Below are 1,122 nucleotides of genomic sequence, written 5' to 3' on the forward strand. Positions count from 1 at the left end.
GGCCTGGGCTCGGGGCATCTGTTCAGCCTGACCGGCTTCAGCCGCCAGGACCAGAACCGCGAATACCTGATCGTCGGCGCGCGTTATTACCTTTCCCAGGAAAGTGGCGAGAGCGGCGTCGGGGGGCCTTCGGCGCAGTTCGAAAGCAGCCTGACCTGCATCGACGCCCAGCAAAGCTTCCGTCCAATGGCGATCACCCATCGCCCGATCGTCAAGGGCCCGCAGACCGCGTTGGTCGTGGGTCCCAAAGGCGAGGAAATCTGGACCGATCAGTTCGGCCGGGTGAAGGTGCATTTTTATTGGGACCGCCACGACCAGTCCAACGAAAACAGTTCGTGCTGGATTCGGGTGTCGCAGGCCTGGGCCGGCAAGAATTGGGGCTCGGTGCAGATACCGCGCATTGGTCAGGAAGTCATCGTGAGCTTCCTTGAAGGCGACCCCGACCGACCCATCGTCACCGGTCGCGTGTATAACGCCGAACAGACCGTACCCTACGCGCTGCCCGCCAATGCCACCCAGAGCGGCACCAAGAGTCGATCGAGCAAGGGCGGCACGCCGGCGAATTTCAACGAAATACGCATGGAAGACAAGAAAGGCGCCGAGCAGCTTTACATCCACGCCGAGCGCAACCAGGACATCGTGGTCGAAGTGGATGAGAGCCATTCGGTCGGCCACGACCGCACCAAAAGCATCGGCCGCAACGAAACCGTCCGCATTGGCGAAGACCGGCTGCGGGCCGTACAGCGCAACGACACATTGCTCGTCGGCGGGGCCAAGAGCGACAGCATTGCGAGCCAATACCTCGTCGAGGCGGGTTCGCAGATTCGGCTGGTATGTGGCAAAAGCGTGCTGGAGTTCAACGCCAGTGGCGAGATCAATATCTCCGGCACCGCCTTCAACATCTACGCCAGTGGCAACGGCAACATCGACACCGGTGGCCGTTTGGACCTCAACTCCGGTGGCGCCAGCGCCGTGGACCCCAAGGGCAAAGGCATCAAGGGCGTGATCGAGGCTGCGGTGAAAGCGTTGTTTCCGGCAAAAGCCAAGCACTGAGGTTCACCGCAGAACAGCCCAGCCTGACTCACTAAGGAAAACGATAATCCCGTGGGGGGGGGGGGGGGG

At 61.8% G+C, this 1,122-nt stretch carries 1 protein-coding gene; it reads left to right on the top strand.

What is annotated here, in order from left to right:
• Positions 1 to 1,053, top strand: a 1,053-nt coding sequence (gene tssI, locus ACE04F_RS00005; protein WP_486103866.1) for a type VI secretion system tip protein TssI/VgrG, incomplete at its 5' end; no start/stop codon positions are given.
• Between the last annotated feature and the right edge of the window lie 69 nt (positions 1,054 to 1,122).

It is taken from the genome of Pseudomonas sp. AGC41 (assembly GCF_057334555.1).